Source organism: Luteimonas sp. gir (genome assembly GCF_037198055.1).
GTDB lineage: Bacteria > Pseudomonadota > Gammaproteobacteria > Xanthomonadales > Xanthomonadaceae > Luteimonas > Luteimonas citri_A.
In genome coordinates, this window is sequence record NZ_JBBAXQ010000010.1 from 118,824 (window position 1) to 133,596 (window position 14,773).

A 14,773-nucleotide genomic window follows, 5' to 3' on the forward strand; every position below is an offset into this window, starting at 1 on the left:
ATCCCCGCGATGCGTCGCGCAGCGCGGGGGATGATGCAGGGTGCGGTCGTGGCTCAGGGCGATGCGGGGATCTGCACACGCACCCGCGCACCCGCGCGCGCGATGCGCAGTTCGTTGCCCTGCCATTGCGCCGCCTGGCCGTCGATGGTCGTCGCCCCGGGCACGTTCGGATACGGCCACTGCAGCACCAGGCCGCCGGGCGGCAGGCCGGCATCGGCATCGACGTCGAGTGCCAGCACGTCGTTCTCGCGCCGCAACCGGTAGCCGAGCTTGCCCTGCGGCGTGCGCATGCCGTGCAGCCGCACCCCAATACCGTCGAACCAGTCGGCCGGCACGCCTGCCGCCAGCACGATACTGTCGTCGACCTCGCGCACGTAGGCGAACATGTCCAACGCCGAACGCACGAAGTCCGACCCGACCCAGGCGTGCGGCAGGTCGCCGAGGAAGAACGGCGTGCGCGGCGTCGGCGTGACGACCTCGCCCCACTGGTTCCACGCCAGCGGCGCGCGATGGCCGAAGAACCACTCGCGCACTTCGTTGGCGCGCTCGCGCCAGCCCAGCCGCACGAACGCCGCGACGTTGCGCCACTCGTAGGGCGTGTAGTCCTTCCACGGCTTGCGGCCATCGCGGCGATCGGCGAACAGCGTCCAGTAGCGCTCGAAGGTGTTGACCAGCAGGTCCTCGGGCAGCCGCCCCTGCTCGCCGCCGGGCGCCAATGCGATCGTGGTCGAGGTCGGGTCGAAATCGCCGAGCTCGGCCGCGCCGGGGAGATAGTCGATCCCATGCAACCTGGCCGCGGCGCGCAGCGAGGCGTCGAGGTCGGCGCGGAACTCGTCGCGCGCGGCGGTCATCCGGGCCACGTCCTCGGTCTTGCCCAGCGCCTGTGCGATCTCGACCGCGTCCTTGTAGCCGCGCAGTGCCCAGAAGTTGTCCCAATACGAGTGCATCGGCTTGGCCGAGTAGCCCTCGTGGCTGATCGAGACCGGCATCATGCCGTAGAAGGCCTCGTTGACCTTGCGGTTCGCCTCGGTGCGCTCGCTGGCGCGCAGCGTCTCCATGTAGTCGAATGCGCCGAGCACGTGCGGCCACATGCGCGTCAGGAAGGCGTCGTCATGGGTGTAGCGCCAGTACTCGGCGATGTTGAAGATCAGCTCGCCGTGGCTGTCGTTCTCGGGCACCGGATCGCTGCCGCGGTCGTCCACGCAGCACGGCACCATGCCGTTGTCGAACTGGTACGGGGTGTACCACTCGACGTAGTCCTTCACGACTTCCGGCCGCCCCATCCGCAGCAGGCCTTCGGAGATCATCGCGCCGTCGCGGATCCAGCTGCGCGCATATGAGCGCGTGCCCGGCTGCAGCCGCGGACCGATGCGCGAAATCAGCATGTGCGCCAGCGAGGTGCGCAGCGTGTTGGCCAGATCGCGCCCGGCCTCGGGCACCTCGATGCCGACCTCGCCGAGCTTGCCGTGCCAGGTGCGCGCCATCTCGTCCTGCCAGGCCTGCGGCTGCCACTGGCCGCCGGCGAGCGAGGGCGCGGCGCCGGTCATCGGGATCAGTAGGTCGAACTCGCGCGCCTGGCCCGGTTCGAGCCGCACCGTGTAGACCAGCGCGCCGGAGGCCAGCCCCTGTGCGTCCTCGACTTCGGTCGTCGCCGGCAGTGCACCGGCGGCAAGATGCTCGATGTCCATGCCGCTGTCGAAGGTCGTCGCGAACACCTGCTGCGCCGGCTCGCGTGCGAACACACGCGGCACGCCGTCGACGCTGACCCGGTCGGGCGCGACGGCCAGCCTGTGCAGCGGGCTCACACCGCCCTTGATGTTGAGAAACTGCGTCGGCGGGTTGACCTGCATCGGCCGCACCGCCAGCGCGAACTGGAAATCGCGCGGCTGGCGGCCCGAGTTGGTCAACCGGTAGCGGGCGACCAACTGCGATGCCTCGGGTGTACCGCGGGCAAAGCCGGTCACGCGCAGCGACACCGCGTCGTGGACCCAGTCCACGCTCGGAATCGGCAGATAGCCATCCTGCAACGACTGGGTGATCCGGGCATCGGCCCACGTCACCAGACCGTCGCCGGCACGGATGAAGGGCTCGATCGAGAAGCCACCGGCCGCAACCTCGATCGCACCGTCCTCACCGATCAGGCCCTGCTCGGTGCCGCCGTCCAGACCCAGGATCGTCCAGTACGGCTGTTCACCGCTGAAGCCACGCGGGAACTGGCCCTTGGGTCGCTCGGCCGCGACCGCCTTGAGGAAATCGTTGGGATGGTTGGACACCGCGACCGGTTGCAGCGCCGCCTCGGCAAGCGCGAAGCCCTGCCCCGGACCGGCCTGCAGGTCCAGACCGACATAGCGGGCCTCCGACTCGGGCAACGACAACCAGTCCACGCCGCCATTGCCGCCGGCGACCTCACGCACCTGCGTCCACTGCTCGCCGTCGGTCGACAATGACACCGTGTAGTCGGCCGCATGGCGCCCGTCGAGCCACTGCAGGCGCAGCGCACCGAACTCACGCACCTTGCCCAGATCCAGCACCAGCTTCTGTGGCGCGGCGCCGGCCTCCCACGCGGTGCCGGCATTGCCGTCGACCGCCTTGCCGGTGCCATCGGGCGTGGTCGTCGAGGCCGCGCTGGCGGTCAGCGGCGAGTCGTCGTCGGCCGGCAGCGGCTCGAAAGTCAGCGTATCGAAGCACACGCTGCCCTTGCCGCCGGCGTTGTTGTAGATCGTGAACTCGACCTTGTGGCTCGCGCGCAAGGTCTTGTCCGGATCCGGCCCCCAGGCCTTGTCGATATGGCGCTTGCGGTACTGGACCTGCGTCCACTCGGTCGGAAAATCGTACCTGGGCCGGTTGACCCACCACACGTTGTCGCCGCTGGCGTCGATCAGCTTGAACTGCAGATCGTTGGCCGGCGACTCGCCGCGCAGCCGGAAGCCGAAGCGGTAGTTGTCCGGATACTCGAGCGGCAGCTCGCGCTGGATGCCCACATGGCCGGACACGCCGTTGTAGTCGTAGTCCAGGCACAGCGCGCCGCCGTCCTCGCCGTCGACCCTGCGCAGCGTGCCGGTGACCTGGTTGGAGGTGACCACCGTCCAGGCGGACGGGTCCTCGAAATCGTCCAGCACACGGGCACCCGCGTCGCCCGTCGCGCCGGTCTCGCTGCCCGGCGACGGTGCCACGGAACAGGCCGCCAGCGCCGCGGCCAGGGCTGCAATGGCGGCAGCGCGGAGCGGCAGGAAGGCGCGGGTCCGGCCATCCACTACAGAGTGATCGCCGGCAGGCGTCATGTCGGTGTCGGCAGGCGCGCGGTCGGCGCGGGTGTCGAGGATCTTCATGCGGGGCGGTGACTCCGTGGTTCGCGTGTTGCGGTGATCGGATCAGACGCGCGTGCGCGCGTGTCGCAGCGGCATCCGCATTGCAGATGCGAGGCGGGCGTTCGGGCGCATGCGAAGCAGTGCTTCGCAAGCGCTCCCACACCCCAGATTGTTCGTTCGCCATCCGTGGCGCGACAGGGTCGGCTCCAGAGAGCCCGGCCGCGCCATCCCTGGCGCGGCGTTCGGGCGCATGCGAAGCAGTGCTTCGCAAGCATGCGCCCTCACCCCTTCACGCTGCCGAGCAGCAGGCCTTGGATGTAGTAGCGCTGCAGCGCGATGAACAGTACGAGCACCGGAATCACGGTCACGACCGCACCGGCCATCATCATTTCGACGTCCTGGATGTGCTCGCGCGACAGCGCCGCCAGCGCCACCGGCAACGTGTAATTGCTCTGGTCGGTCAGCACGATCAGCGGCCACATGAAATCGTTCCAGGCGGCCATGAAGGTGAAGATCGTCAGCGTCACCAGCACGGGCTTGAGCATCGGCAGCACGATCTGGAAGAAGATCCGCAGCTCGCCGGCCCCGTCGATGCGCGCAGCCTCGAGCAGTTCGTCGGGGATCGAGCGCGCGTATTGGCGCACCAGGAAGATGCCGAACACCGTCGCCAGGCCCGGGATGATCACCGCACCGAAGCTGTTGACCAGGCCCATGCCCTTCATCATCAGAAACAGCGGCAGCATCGCGACCTGCGCCGGAATCACCAGCGCGGCCAGCAGCAACTGGAACAGCCGCTCGCGCCCGGCGAAGCGCAGCTTGGCGAACGCGTAGCCGGCCATGGTGTTGATCAGCAACGCGCCGAGCGTGATCGCGCCCGAGACCAGCAGGCTGTTGGTGAAGTAGCCCACCATGCCTCCGCGCAGCAACAACTGCTCGTAGTTGGCCGTGGTCAGCGATGAAGGCAGCAACGGCGGCGGAAAGCTGCTGGCCTCGCCGGTGGGCATGAACGAAACCGACAGCATCCACAGCAGCGGCGCCAATGCGATCAGCGCCAACACGACCAGGCCACCATTGACCAGCCAGCCCGACCAGCGCGACGCGCCGACTTCGCGTTGCACCGCGCTCATACCATCTCCTTGCGCCGGCCGGCGCGCAGCAGCAGCGTGGTCACGCCCAGGATGATCAGAAACAGCATGAAGGCCACTGCCGAGGCACGGCCCAGGTTCCACCACATGAAGCCTTCTTCGTACATGAAGTACAGCACGCTGACCGTGCTCTGCAGCGGATCGCCGCGCGTCATCACGTAGGGCTCTGCGAACAGCTGGAAATAACCCGAGACCGTGATCACCGCCACCACCAGCAACACCGGCCCCAGCATCGGCAGCGTGACGTGGACGAACTGCTTCCAGCGCGATGCGCCGTCGATGCGCGCGGCCTCGTACAGGTCTTCGGGAATCGCCGCCAACCCCGCGACGAAGATCACCATGTTGTAGCCGAAGTTCTTCCACACCGCGAACAGGATGATCGTCGGCATCGCCCAGGTCGGATCGCCCAGCCAGTCGATCGGCGCGATGCCGACATGGCCCAGCGCCCAGTTCACCAGGCCGTAGCTGGTGTGGAACAGATAGCGCCAGATCACCGCGACCGCGACCAGCGTGGTCACCACCGGCGCGAACAGCGCGGTGCGAAACAGTCCCTTGAACCGCGCCACCTTGGCATTGAGCAGCAGCGCCGCGCCCAGCGACACCGCGATCGACAGCGGCACGCCGATGACGACGAAGTACGCCGTGTTGCCCAGCGACTTCCAGAACAGCGGGGTCTGCAGCAGATCCAGATAATTGCCCAGCGCGACGAAGCGCAGGTTCGAAGTATCCGACAGCGCATAGAGATCGAAGTCGGTCAGGCTCAGCAGCAGCGCCGACGCCACCGGGATCCCGAAGAACACCCCGAGCAGGATCAGCGCCGGCCCGGCAAACACCCAGCCTGCGGTACTAGCGCGCATGGGCGGCCTCCGCGCTCGGGTGTGCCGCGCCTTCCGCTGCCGCCTGCGCGCGCACCCAACGCCGCTTCTCGAGCAGCGTGTCCACGCGCGCGTCCAGCCCCTGCAACGCCTGGTCCTGCGGCATGCCGCCGCGGATCACGCGCTCACTGGCCAACCGCATCTCCTGCACGATCCGCTCCCATTCGAGGACCTTCGGCGTGGGCCGCACGTGTTCGAGCTGCTCGCGGAACGCCAGCGCCTCATCTCCATACTGCATCTCGCCCGAGGCCCAGGTACTGCGCCGCGGCGGCAGGTTGCCGATCATCTGGTAGAACCGCGCCTGGATATCGGGCCGCGACAGGAACTCGACCAGCTGCCAGGTGGCTTCCTTGTTGGGCGAATCGCGGAACATCACCAGCGACGTGCCACCGGCGATCCCCACACCCGGACCGTCGGGACCGGGCAGCGGCGCGGTCGCCCACTTGTCCTGCAGCTCGGCCGGCAACCGCGTGCGGAACTCGCGGATGTTCCAGGGGCCCGACACGTAGAAGGTGAAAAAGCCGCGGCCGAACTCGTCCCAGACATTAGAGATCTGCGTCTCCGACATCCGTGGCGCCCAGCCCTGCTCGAACATGTTGGCGTAGAAGCCCAGCGCGCGGCGAAAGCCCGGGCTCTGGAAGTTGCCGCGGCCGTCGTCGTCGCGCAGCAGCGGATCGTTCTGCTGCAAACCGAATGACAGCAACTGTTCGAACTCGTTGAGCGGCAGCATCACCGCATAGCGCGAAGGCCCGACGTGGCGCTTGACCGCGGCCATCGCGTCTTCCCACTCGGCCCAGGTCTGCGGGACGCGCGTCACGCCGGCCGCCTCGAGCAGATCACGGCGATAGAACACCAGGCGCGTATCGACGTACCAGGGCACGCCGAGCAGCGTGCCGTCGACGACATTGGTATCCCAGATGCCCGGGAAGTAGTCCGCCTGATCGATCGTCGCCGAGGCATCGACCCGCGACTGCAGCGGTTCGAGCGCGCCGAGCACCGCGAACTCCGGCACCCAGGTGTTGCCGAGTTGGCACAGGTCAGGCAGCGCGTCCGCGGCATAGGCGGTGAGCAGCTTCTCGTGCGCCGAGGTCCACGGGATCTGCTGGATCTGCACCCGGATGCCCGGATGCTGATCCTCGAACTCGCGCACCAGTTCGGCGACGACCTCGGCCTCGCGGCCCATCGCCCAGAACCGGATCACGGTCTCGTCGGACCGCCGCGCGCAACCGGCCAGAACCAGCAGCAGTGCGCACAACAGCCAGGCACGGCGGATCACGGACGTCATGCCCGCCCTGCCCGTGCGCGCCACGCGCGGCGTCCGACGCGACTCACTCGACCGGCACCGGATCGGACGCGCGCGCAGGCGCGGGCGCCGGCGCCGGCGCATCGCGCGGCGGCGTCTGGTTGGCACCGCGCGACTCGGCGATGCCGACCGCACGCGCGGTCGCCGCATCGGCGTCCGGCGGCCCCGAATCCTTGGGCTCATCCTCGCCGGCGAGCCAGCCACCGGTGAACCCTGCCCGCTCCAGCCCGGCGCGGATGTAGGGGTTCTTCTTCATCACGTTCCAGACGAAATCGTTGCGGTAGTTGGCGATCATCGCCAGGATCGGCCCCTGGTCGATGGCGATGTAATCGCTGGCCACCCAGCCCTTGCCCGGCACGATGCGGCCCGTCTTCAGCGGCACGTCCTCATAGGTGAAGCTCGGGTTGAACGCGTCCAGGAAGCCGTAGCTCGAGTACAGGAAGTCGCCGTAGCGACGGTGCATTTCCTCGGTCGCCGGGATCACGATCTCCGGCGCGAACGCGATCGAAGCGATCGCTGCGGTCGGCGCGATCGTGCCGTCGTCGAACGCGCCGTCCAGGCCTGCACCGCGTGCGCTGTAGTGGCGGAACTCGCGCTGCTCACCGTTGTAATCCTGGTCGGTGCGCTGCGGCCCGTCGCTGGCGGTCAGGCCCCAAACATTCTCGCCATAGTCCTTCCAGGCCATCGGGTTGTCGATCGCATACTGACGCTGCGCATACGTCGCGCGGCGACTGTTCTCGAAATAGTCGATGCCGCGGCGGCGCATGTAGTCGTCGCGAATGCCGCGGAAATCGACCCAGACATGGCTGTATTGATGGCCGAAATGCGGCGCGAAGCTCAGATACTCCTGGCCGCGGAACACGCCCCACAGCCGGTCATAGGTGCGCGTCCACACCTCCCACGCCTCCGGACCGACTGGATGCGTAGGCGAGCCGAGCGCGAGGATGTAGACCAGCATCGCCTCGTCGTAACCGGTCCAGTCATGCTCGATGAAGCCGCTCTCGGGGTACCAGCCCATCGAGATCAGCGGCTTGCGCTGCTGCAGGAATGGCCAGCGCACATTGCGGTAGAGCTGATCGGCGAGCTTGCGGATCTCGGCTTCGCGCGGATCGTCACGGTCGTAGTACGACTGCGCGAACAGCACGCCCATCATCATCAAACCGGTGTCCACGCTCGACAGTTCCACCCACGGCTCGACCCGGTGGCCCTTGTCCATGTCGATGAAGTGATAGAAGAAGCCCTGGTGACCACCAGTGCCCGTGGCCTGCGGCCCCATCTTCACGTCGCGGAAGAATCGCAGCGTGGTCAGCGTGCGGTCGACCGCCTGCGTGCGGCTCACCCAGCCACGCTCGATGCCGATCGGATAGGCGGTCAGCGCATAGCCCACAGCCGCGACGCTGGAGAACGGCCGCGACGGGAAGCGGTCAGGCGTCAGGCCGTTGACCTCGTTGGTGGTGTCCCAGAAGTACTGGAACGTCCGGCGCTCGATATCGGCGAACAGCGGCGGCAACTCCGGCGGCCCCTTTTCTTCGGGTTCGGGCTCGGGCTCGGGCACCTGCGCGATGGGTCCCGGCTTGGGCGGCGGCACCGCCGGTTCGGCAGGCTCCTGTTTGCCGCAGGCGGCCAGGAACAAGGCCGCGATTGCGACGAGCATCAGGAGTTGGAACGCACGGAGACGGGATCGCATCGTGAAGGAAACCTCGCGGTGAAATCGTTTTCAGGGTGAAGTATAAAACTGCCGGTCTCCCGAGGGGGACCGGCAGCGGGGGTGACTTACCAGTCGATGCCGAACGACAGCTTGAAGGTGCGTGGCGGCAGCCGGATCGCCAATTGGTGCTGACCGAACTCCGCGCTCTCTGCGTTGTCGTTGTACGACTCCCAGTTGTAGCGGTTGGTCACGTTCAGCACATCAGCGCGAACCCGGAAGCTGATGTCGTCGGACACCTGCCAAACCTTCTGCGCAGCGAGATCGAGCTGCAGGTGCCCGAACGTGCCCTCAGGCTTGTAGGAGGTGATGAAGCACCCATCGACGCAGTTGACATAGACGCGGTCGCGCTGACTCTCGAGCGTGAGCTTGCTCGAGAAGGTGACGCCGCCAGGCCCATCCCAGATCCCGGTTCCAACGAAACGGTGCTTCGGGATCTGACTAACGGGGAAGAAACCGAAGTAGCCGGCGTAAGGCCAATCGAACACGCCCGCCCCGTCCTCATTGGAGTTGCGCTCGGCATCGGTGTACGTGTAAGCCAGCGTCACCCCCCAGCCCGAAGCATTCGTGTAGGGCTTATCGAGCTTTGCCAGCAGCGAGTTGGTTTTGGTTTCAAGGCCATTGTCCACGAGCACGATACGACCAAGCGGCGACGCATCGTCCCAAGGTGCACCCCAGTCTTGGCCGGGCGGGAAGAAGCCGCCATCTTCCCGGCGATTGCCGAGGCGTACAGCAAGTCCGTCGCGGCTGCGGATATGCGCGACGGTGAGCTCGCTGTTCCAAGTCGTCTGGCCGAACTCCAAGGCATTGCGGACACCCAGACTGAACTGATCGGAGTAAGGCGTCTTCAGGTCATTGTTGATCAGGTAGTACTCGCGGCGCACGACCCCCGATGCGACCAGCTGATCCAGACCTGCATCAGTCAGATACACCGGATCCCAGGCCACACAACCATCTCTGTTGCGGCAGAGGCCATCCGCGTCAACGAAACGAACTTCATACGGTGCAGCATAAGAGACTGTCTGCTGTTCCTTCTGCAGGTTGGTGAACAGGTTCCGGTCGTACGACCGGCCTGCGCCGCCGAAGATCACATGACGCTGGTCGCCCCCGATATCGTAGGAGAAGCCCAGACGCGGCTGCCACGCGCCCTTGTCGGCGCGCCGGTTGTTGCCGTTGCTGATGTAGTTCTCAATATTGATGTCGGAAATCTGCAGATTCGGCCACTCACGCAGCGTCGTCGCGACCACTTCGGGCGTGACGAAGTCTTCGTAGGCGGGCGTTGTCTCATAGTCCCAACGCAGACCGAGGTTCAGCGTCAGGTGCTCATTGACCTCCCAGTCGTCCTGAATGTAGATGCCGAACTGCTTGTTTTCGGAGGTCGTAAAACCACCCGACGTGCCCGGGATACCGCGTCCGAACTCCACGCGATACGGCTGGGCCGTGCTTATCCCGATGTCGTAGTAGTACTGCGGGTTGCTGAAGTTGCGCTCGGTCGAATTCAGATCGACCTGCTTGTACTTCACGCCCATCTTCATGGTGTGCGCGTCCCACCCGCTGAAGGTCAGATCGTTCTGGAACGACCAGCCTTTCTGACCCTTGTCCTGATTGCCCGCGCCGGGACCCGCCGACAGGATGTTGTCGGTCCGGTCGCGGTAGTCGGTGTCTTGGTTGTATCGCGCGATCTGCAGGATGTACCCGTTGCCGCCGACGAGAGGACGCTGGGCCCAGGACGTATCCTCATAGCTCAGATGCATGTCGTTGAGCCAGCGATCGCCGCTGAACTGCCAGCGCAGGTCATAGCGACTGACGTCGTTGTCGATGAGGCTGGCGCGATCGATCGTGAACGCACCATTGTTGCGGATGGTTTCTTCTTCGCGACGGATCTGCGCGGACAGCTCGATCAAGTTGTAGTCATCGACCGACCAGCTCAATTTACCGAAGTACATGTCCTGCTTGAACGGCGAGTTTGCTGGACCGATACCGGCAAGGAGATCGGCCGGCACATCATCGACGTCGTAACGTCCCTGCTCACCGAGCTCGAGTGTCTTGGGCGTGTTGTACTCCTTCGCCTCGTAGGCGACGAAGAAATGCAGCCGATCCTGCAGGATCGGACCGCCAAAGGATGCGCCGTACTGCTCTTCCTTCGAATCGATCTTGGTGCCGCTGTCGATCTCGGCCGGCGTACGCGCGCGCCACTCGGTAGCGGTCCGATCCCAGAAGAAGCTGCTGTCGAACTCATTGGTGCCGCTGCGGGTTGCGGCGACGATCGCGGCGCTGCTGATCTGGTCGAACTCGGCCTTGTAGTTCGAGGTGATGACTTTGTACTCACCAATCGCCGACTGCGGGAACGGGTTACCGCGGCTCGAATCCTGGCCAGGCACGCCGCCGGGCATCGTGTAGCTCTTCTGGCCGACGCCATCGATGAAGACATTGATGCTGTTGGCCGACTGGCCGCCCGAACGCAACTTGGTGTTCCCGTTGCCATCCTGCTGGAACACCATGCCGGGCACGGTATCGGCGAACGCGAGGAAGTTGCGGGTCGCCTGCGGCAGCGACTCGATCTGCTTCTGCGACACATAGGTCGCCACTTCCGAAGTCTTCGTCTCCACCAATGCTTCCGCGGTCACTCGGACCGCGTCCAGGTTGGTCGCCTCACCCGCAGTCGCCGTCTCGGCGACGCCGCCCACGCCCAGATTCAGGGTCGCGGTCTGGCCGACGGCCACCGTCACGTTCTGCGAACTGCTCTGCCCGTTCGCCTCGACCTGCAGGCGATAGGTGCCCGGCGGCAGGCCGGCGAGGTTGTAGCTGCCGTTGGCGCCGACCGCGACACTGCGGGTCAGGCCGGTCGCGGTGTTGATCGCGGTCACGCGCGCATCGCCTGCCGGCGCCGAATCGACCGTCACCTGGCCGCGGATGGTGGCCGCCGTGGACTGCGCAAGCACGGCCGGCGCAGCCATCGACAGGCAACCTGTCAGTGCGATGCTGAGGAGGGAACGCGAGATCAGACGCGAGCGTTGGCGAAGGGGTTTCATCTGGGATTCTCTAAAGAAGGATCGGGGATTCGGCTGAAGGGCACAGAAGGCAGGGCCGCGCGCACGGCCTCACCCGGACAGGAAATGGCCGGGCAGGTCTTGTGGGGACATGCGGATCGTCATCGGCGCCCCTCCCAAGGTGCCTTGCATCGCACGGCGGTCATTGCGGCGACCGGCTGCCGCACGAATCGCGGACCACCAGCACCGGGCGCAGCAGCGCGTCGTCGCCGGGCGGCGCGCCCTCGACATGCGCTTCCAGGGCCACGAGCGCCTTGAGCGCGCGCGCGCCGAGTTCAGCGATGTCGACGCGCATCGTCGTTAGCGCCGGGTGAACGTAGCGTGCAAGCGGGATATCGTCGAAGCCAACAATTGCGACCTCGTCCGGCGTGCGGACCCCACCCCGCCCCAGCGCATACAGGCAGCCGATCGCCATCATGTCGTTGGCCGCAAACACCGCATCGGGGCGCTCGTCCATCGCCAGCAAGGCCTCGCCGGCCCGGTGCCCGGAATCCTCGTCGAACTGCCCCTTCAGTTCCCACGGGGCGTGGCCGACGTCGGCCGCAGCCAGGCCATCGCGATAGCCGCGCAGGCGCTCGCGCGCATCGTCGTTGTCCTCCGGGCCGGTGATGAAGGCGATGCGGCGGTGCCCGGCGGCCACCAGGTGGCGGACCATCTCGCGCGCGCCGCCGTAGTTGTCGATGCCGATCGAGCGGTAGGCGCTCTCGCCCGCCGCATTCATCAGCACCAGCGGCAGGCTGATGTCGACGTTGCGCTCCAGGAAATCCGCGTCGTGGACATAGGGCGACATCAGCAGCAGCCCGTCGACCCGGCCGCGCATCGCCCGCAGCGCCGCGCCCTGCGCTTCCGGATTGCCGTGATAGCTCGAGACCAGCAGATGCAGCCCCCGCGTGCGTGCGACCTGGTCGACGCCGCGCATCAGTTCGGAGAAGAACTCGCCATGCAGGTCGGGCAGCACCACGCCGACGGTCTGCGTGCGCCGGCTGCTCAGGCTGCGCGCCGCGTGGTGCGGGCTGTAGCGCAACTGGGCCGCCGCCTCGGCCACGCGCCGACGCACCGCATCGGCCACGTTCTGATGGCCGTTGAGGGCGCGCGACACCGTGGCTACCGACACGTTGGCGGCCTTCGCGACGTCCTTGATGGTGACGCTCATCCCCACTCCGCTATACGCGATTGCCGCGGAATGTAAGCGTTTTCATCCACTCGTGTAATGCTGCGGCGCAACAGATGCAGGGCGCGCGGCGGACGCGTGACGACCTGCAGCCTGCCTCTTGTTCGCACGCTCCGTTATCTCCGCGCCGGATCATCTCGGGCCAGTGCGTGTGCCATGAGACATGGGACGCTGGACACGGCCGGGGCGCTGCGCGTACCCTGTGCCCAGCAACCCCGGCCCCGTTCCGCCGCGGCGGCGCGTCGCTCCAGACGCCAGTCCGCCCGCGGTCGTCGCACCGGTCCGGGTCCGACGCCTTCCGATCTCCGCGCCTGTCGCCTGCAGACGCGCTTCGCGCTTGGCGTACGGTCCGAAGACGTCCTCGCAGCACCGTAGTCCCTCGCGCCGGCCGATGCCGCGCACCCGATCGGACCCGCGCCGCAGTGGCCGCCGTCCTGTCGCCACGCCCTGCCAATGATGCCTCGCCAGTGATCCCGCTCCCGAGCGACCCGATGGGGCCGCGCCCCGAATGAGCCAGCCCGAGACCGCGCCCGCGGCCCCCGGCCCCTCGCCCCAGCAGCAGGAAATGCCGCTGGCGCTGGTGCACGGCCAGCCGGTGCTGCAGATCCCGCAGGACCTGTACATCCCGCCGGACGCGCTCGAGGTGATCCTGGAGGCCTTCGAAGGGCCGCTCGACCTGCTGCTGTACCTGATCCGCCGCCAGAACCTCGACATCCTCGACATCCCGGTGGCCGAGATCACCCAGCAATATGTCGATTACATCGGCGTGATGCAGGAACTGCGCTTCGAACTGGCCGCCGAGTACCTGGTCATGGCCGCGATCCTGGCCGAGATCAAATCGCGGATGCTGTTGCCGCGGCCGGCGATCGAGGAAGGCGACGAGGGCGACCCGCGCGCCGAACTGGTCCGGCGGCTGCAGGAGTACGAACGCTTCAAGCAGGCGGCCGAAGACATCGACCGCCTGCCGAGACAGGACCGCGACACCACGCCGGCGCAGGCCGCCCTGCCCGAGCGCCCGGTCAACCGCGAGCCGCCGCAGGTGGAACTGCGCGAAATGCTGCTGGCCCTGCACGACGTGCTCAAGCGCGCCGAGTTGTTCACCGGGCATGCGATCCGACGCGAGGCGCTGAGCGTGCGCCAGCGCATGGGCGAGGTGCTGACCCGGCTGGCCGGCGGCGCGTTCCACCGCTTCGAGTCGTTGTTCGAACCCGAGGAGGGCCGGCTGGGCGTCGTGGTGACGTTCCTGTCGATCCTCGAGCTCACCAAGGAACGCCTGCTCGACATCGTGCAGGAAGCGCCGCTGGCGCCGATCTACATCAAGTCGCTGGCCAGTGCCGACGGCGAGGCACCGCCGACGCGCTTTTCCAGCGAGTTCGACGACGACGTCCCCGACGCGCCGCAGTCCTGACCCCTTCTTTTTCTGGATCTTCCGACCGCCCGATGGACCAGACCCTGATCAACCGCATCGTCGAGGCCGCCTTGCTGGCCTCCACGCAGCCGCTGACTGTCGCCCAGCTCGGTGCGCTGTTCACGCTCGACGAGGCGCCGCCCGACGAGCGCCTGAAGCAGGCCCTGGCCGAGCTGCAGGCGGCTTGCGCCGAGCGCGGCGTCGAACTGGTGGAGCTGGCCTCGGGCTGGCGCTACCAGGTCAAGAGCGACGTCCACGGCTGGGTGGCGCGGCTGTGGAGCGAGCGCCAGACCAAGTACACCCGCGCCACGCTCGAAACGCTGGCGCTGATTGCCTACCGCCAGCCGATCACCCGCGGCGAGATCGAACAGGTCCGCGGCGTGGCGACCAACAGCAACATCATCAAGGCCCTCGAAGAGCGCGAGTGGATCCGCGTCGTCGGCCACCGCGACATGCCCGGACGCCCCGAACTGCTGGGCACCACCAAGGCCTTTCTCGATTACTTCGGCCTCAAGCGGCTCGACGAACTGCCGCCGCTGTCCGAGCTCAAGGATTTCGCCGAGCTCGACCCGCAGCTGCGCCTGGCCGGCGCCGAGGGCGACCGCGACGAGGGCGCGCGGGGCATCGGCGGCATCGCCGGGCACGACGACGCTGCCGATCCCGCCTCCACCGACGATGCCGACAGCGCCCCAGCGCCCGAGGCCTCGGACGCCGCCGCCCCCGACCCATCGGACGAGGCCTCGGCCTCGTCGCAGGACGCACCGCAAGACCTTCCGCCGGACGCCCCGTCCGACACCGCACCTTCCAC

8 protein-coding genes and 1 pseudogene are annotated in these 14,773 nt (G+C 67.1%); 2 read left to right on the forward strand and 7 right to left on the reverse strand.

Annotated features, from left to right (window positions below):
- Positions 1–53 precede the first annotated feature (53 nt).
- The 7 genes from WAF18_RS13170 to WAF18_RS13200 all read right to left on the reverse strand — a co-directional run bounded on the left by WAF18_RS13170 (position 54) and on the right by WAF18_RS13200 (position 12,539).
- Entirely contained in the window at positions 54–3,281 is a 3,228-nt protein-coding gene (locus WAF18_RS13170; RefSeq protein ID WP_337245539.1) for a discoidin domain-containing protein, read from the reverse strand.
- 308 nt (positions 3,282–3,589) lie between these two features.
- Positions 3,590–4,426, reverse strand: a complete 837-nt coding sequence (locus tag WAF18_RS13175; protein ID WP_337245540.1) for a carbohydrate ABC transporter permease — start codon at positions 4,424–4,426, stop codon at positions 3,590–3,592.
- Positions 4,427–4,431: 5 nt separating this feature from the next.
- Positions 4,432–5,310: a sugar ABC transporter permease gene (locus WAF18_RS13180; RefSeq protein WP_183426405.1), complete on the reverse strand. Its 879-nt coding sequence runs from the start codon at positions 5,308–5,310 to the stop codon at positions 4,432–4,434.
- Complete coding sequence (locus tag WAF18_RS13185; protein ID WP_337245515.1) at positions 5,300–6,613, reverse strand: sugar ABC transporter substrate-binding protein; 1,314 nt, start codon at positions 6,611–6,613, stop codon at positions 5,300–5,302. Before WAF18_RS13185 ends, WAF18_RS13180 begins: the two co-directional genes overlap by 11 nt.
- 43 nt (positions 6,614–6,656) lie before the next feature.
- Entirely contained in the window at positions 6,657–8,318 is a 1,662-nt protein-coding gene (locus WAF18_RS13190) for a glucoamylase family protein (protein ID WP_337245516.1), read from the reverse strand.
- Between the two features lie 86 nt (positions 8,319–8,404).
- Positions 8,405–11,368 (reverse strand): TonB-dependent receptor, encoded by a 2,964-nt coding sequence (locus WAF18_RS13195; RefSeq protein ID WP_337245517.1) that lies wholly within the window; start codon positions 11,366–11,368, stop codon positions 8,405–8,407.
- Between the two features lie 160 nt (positions 11,369–11,528).
- Complete coding sequence (locus tag WAF18_RS13200) at positions 11,529–12,539, reverse strand: LacI family DNA-binding transcriptional regulator (RefSeq protein WP_337245518.1); 1,011 nt, start codon at positions 12,537–12,539, stop codon at positions 11,529–11,531.
- A 526-nt stretch (positions 12,540–13,065) separates the two neighbouring features.
- Here WAF18_RS13200 and WAF18_RS13205 point away from each other — a divergent pair.
- Together WAF18_RS13205 and scpB are read left to right on the forward strand one after the other, a co-directional pair.
- Positions 13,066–13,965, forward strand: coding sequence for a ScpA family protein (locus tag WAF18_RS13205; RefSeq protein ID WP_337245519.1), 900 nt, complete (start codon positions 13,066–13,068; stop codon positions 13,963–13,965).
- A 32-nt stretch (positions 13,966–13,997) separates the two neighbouring features.
- Positions 13,998–14,690 (forward strand): annotated as a pseudogene (scpB, locus tag WAF18_RS13210) (SMC-Scp complex subunit ScpB); the annotation flags it as partial.
- Between the last annotated feature and the right edge of the window lie 83 nt (positions 14,691–14,773).